The 3,764-nt window shown below is 64.3% G+C and carries 2 protein-coding genes and 1 tRNA gene; all 3 read left to right on the forward strand.

The genetic code is table 11. The features are described from left to right. Nucleotides 1-242 precede the first annotated feature (242 nt). Nucleotides 243-318 (forward strand) — tRNA-Arg (locus tag DMP11_RS10015). 424 nt (nt 319-742) lie between these two features. Further along, complete coding sequence (locus tag DMP11_RS10025; RefSeq protein WP_123186344.1) at nt 743-2,635, forward strand: glycoside hydrolase family 2 protein; 1,893 nt, start codon at nt 743-745, stop codon at nt 2,633-2,635. Next, nucleotides 2,619-3,764: UDP-glucose--hexose-1-phosphate uridylyltransferase (locus DMP11_RS10030; protein ID WP_235869447.1), on the forward strand; the 1,146-nt coding region annotated here is incomplete at its 3' end. The genes DMP11_RS10025 and DMP11_RS10030, both read left to right, overlap by 17 nt.

Raw genomic sequence — 3,764 nt, forward strand, 5'->3', positions numbered from 1 at the left:
GGCTGGGGCGCCGGGGCCGGATTCGCTTCCAGCTCTGGGGCGACAGGAGCGCAGGGAGGCTGTTCGGTCACAGAGCTCTCCTTCTCGATGGGGGCCAATAAGGCCATTCTACCATTCGCCCGGCCATCCCCGGAAAACCCGCCAATACGCCAGAACCCTTAAGGCTCCCTTGCCCAACTCCGCAACTGCAGAAAAGACGGTGGGCAACAAGCGGGAAATCCCGTACAATAGATGGGCTATGCGCCCCTGTAGCTCAGCGGATAGAGCGTCGGTTTCCTAAACCGTGCGTCGGAGGTTCGAGTCCTCTCAGGGGCGCCATTTTTTTCACCGCCGCCGCTGCCAGGCGCTCACCACAGGAATCACCCGCCAAATTACGGACGATTCGCCTCCCCCCACACGCACAGCTGGTCCAGCACCGTCATCAACGAGGCGCCGCGTGGATTTCGCTAAATTCCAGCCGATCGTGTACGACTCAACTCTCCGCATCTACCGCGCAGTGGGCGAAGAGGTGGGCGGCGCCTGGGAAGCCGGCAAGGTTTTCATGGGCTAGCGCGCCGCGAACGCGTGCATACGCAACCGCCGCACGCGCAGGCGAGCGCAATATATCGGTCTTGTGACGTGAGGGGCTTTAGGGTCCCTCGCTCGTTTACAATGGTGAACATACAGGACAACTGAAGAAAGGCCGCAACCCTCTGTACGGGGTTCGCTTTCGTCATCCGCAACCAACCGTCAGGGGGTGTGCATGCTCGATTTGAAACGCGTGCTGGCCGCCGCCCCACGTAAGCCTGACGGTACCCCCTTGGAAGAACTGCTCACCCCATGGGGCGAGGCGCTTTTGCAGGGCGAAGAATCGCCCGAACCCCTGCACCCGCACCCGCAATTCGCCCGCGACTCCTTCGTCTGCTTGGAGGGAATGTGGGATTACGCCATCGTGGACGCCCCCGAAGCGGCCACCGCCCGGCGCGATGTCCCTGCCCCGGCCACCTGGGACGGCACCATCCGCGTGCCGTTCTCCCCCGAAGCGCCGCTTTCCGGCGTGGGGCGGCAGCTGCAGCCGCGCCAGCTGCTGTGGTACCGGCTGCGCACCGCATGCCCGGCCGTCGGTGCGGGCCAGCGGCTCATCCTGCACTTCGAGGCGGTGGACTGGGCTTGCCGCTGCATCGTAAACGGCTGCGAGGTGGGCGGCCACACCGGCGGCTACATGCCGTTTTCCTTCGACATTACCGAAGAAGCGGCCACGGGCGGCGCCCAGCTGGAAGTGCAGCTATGCGTGTGGGACCCCAGCGACAGCGGCGTGCAGCTGCGAGGCAAGCAACGGCTGCAGCGGGGCGGCATCTGGTACACCGCCCAAAGCGGCATTTGGCAAACCCCCTGGCTGGAAGCAGTACCGAACGTGCACCTGCGCCAAGCGCGCATCTTGCCCGACCCCGACGGGGAAATGCTGCAAATCATCGCCACCGCCAACGCCCCCAGCGAGGTGCCGCTGCAGGTGCGCGTTTTCGCCGATGGCGGCCTTGTAGCGGAAGGGCAAGCCACCGCCACCGAACCTTTCCCTGCGCTTTTGCAGAAAGAGCGCGAGTTTGACCAGGCCATTTCCGTCGCGGTGCCCGTGTCGCGCCCGCGGCTGTGGAGCCCCGACGACCCCTTCCTCTACCAGCTGGAGCTCACCTTGGGCACCGATCGCGTGCGCAGCTACTGCGCCTTCCGCACGGTGGCCGTGCAAGCGGGCGCCGACGGCCTGCCGCGGTTTTTCCTGAACCATCAGCCGCTGTTCATCCGTGGCGTACTTGACCAGGGCTATTGGCCCGATGGCCTGATGACCGCCCCCAGCACCGAGGCGATGACCCACGACATAACCGCCATGAAAGACGCCGGCTTCAACCTGCTGCGTAAACATATAAAAGTGGAACAGGACCGCTGGTATTACCTCTGCGACAAGCTGGGCATGCTGGTGTGGCAGGACATGGTGAGCGGCGGCGGGCCCTTGAGCCCTTGGCACAGCAGTTACAAGCCCACCTTGTTCCGTAACAGCTGGACGACGAAGGCAGACACCGCGCCCCGCGACTGGCGCCACCTTTCTGCCGATTCGGCCGACTACCGGGCCGAATGGCTGGCCACCTGCGTGCTAACGGTGCGCTATTTAGAGAACCACCCCTCCGTGGTGATTTGGGGGCTATTCAACGAAGGCTGGGGGCAGTTCGACGCGCGCGCTGCAACGGAGATCGTGGAATTCATCGACCCCACCCGCCCCATCGATGCCACCAGCGGCTGGTACGATCAAGGGGTCGGCCACTTCTTCAGCGTGCACAACTACTTCCGGCCGCAGGAGGTGTTCCGGCAGCCGGCGCCCAGACGCGCCTTCGTGGTTTCAGAGTTCGGGGGCATCAGCTTCCCGGTGCCGGGCCACTGCGCGCTAAAAACCCAGTACGGTTACGGCACCGCCCACTCGCCAGAGGAGTTCGCTGTGGCCCTGCGAGAAGCGTTATCCCAGATGGACGCACTCGAGGCGGAGGGGCTGGCCGGCTTCGTGTACACCCAGCTTTCCGATGTGGAAGAGGAAACGAACGGCCTGCTCACCTACGACCGCCGCGTGAACAAGATGGATGCAGGTGCCCCCGATGCTGCCCGCTCCTGAAATCGTGCGGGCGGAGTTCAACCGCCGCTTCGCGCAAAGCCCGGAAAATGCCACCAATTACCTGCACCAGCTGGGCGTGGACAGCGGTTACATCAAGCTAGCCGCGCTGGAGCGCAATATCTGTTGGGAATCCGCCAGCCCCTGGAGGCCGCTGGAGCTGACAATCAACTGCAGCAAACCGGAGAAAGACCCACGCGCCATTGCAGCAGCCGCAAGCCGTGGGCCGGCGATGGAGTCCCCGGATTGCGGCAGCGCCTGCTCTGGTTCCCCCAGCGGCGCGCCCCAGTGCGATCTGTGTTGGGAAAACGAAACCTGGCCCGGAAGCCCCGAACACCCCGCCAAACCGGGGCTGCGCATCGCCGCCATCCCACTGGGCAGCGAAACCTGGGGACTGCAGTATTCCCCCTACGGCTACTTCCCCGAACACTGCATTGCGCTGGCCGCCCAGCACCGCCCCATGGCTATCACTCCGGCCGCCATCGAACGGTTGCTCGACTTCACGGATCTGTTCCACTTCTACTTCATCGGCTCCAACGCCGATTTGCCCATCGTGGGCGGATCCATCCTCTCCCACGACCATTTCCAAGGCGGGCGCCATGTGTTTCCCCTGATGAAAGCCCCCTTGCGCGAAGAGGTGTCCCTGCCCGCCTTTCCCCAGGTGCAAGCTGGCATCGTTAGTTGGCCCGCCAGTACGCTGCGATTGCGCTCCGCCAACCGCCAGCAGTTGCAGGCTGCCGCCGAGCGCATCCTGGCCGTTTGGGAGGAATTCTCGTTCCCTCCCACCAGCGTTTTTGCCCACGGCGAAGATGGCGAAGGACGCCCCGTTCGCCACAACACGCTGAACCCCATCGTCCACCGAGAGGACTCCGATTACGTGCTTCACCTGGTGCTGCGCAACAACCGCACCGATGCCGCGCACCCGTGGGGCATCTTCCATCCCACCGAAAACCTGCATCATATTAAAAAGGAGAACATCGGGCTCATCGAAATCATGGGGCGGGCCATCCTGCCCGGCCGCCTGGCGAAGGAGCTGCCGGCCGTCCAAGAACTGCTACTGGAGGCAGCCTCTGCCGAGCTGTCCCCGGAAGAGGTAAGCCGCCGCGCAGCCGCCAACCCCCTCACCGCCCCC

The sequence above is a fragment of the Parvibacter caecicola genome (assembly GCF_003725335.1).
GTDB classification, from domain to species: domain Bacteria; phylum Actinomycetota; class Coriobacteriia; order Coriobacteriales; family Eggerthellaceae; genus Parvibacter; species Parvibacter caecicola.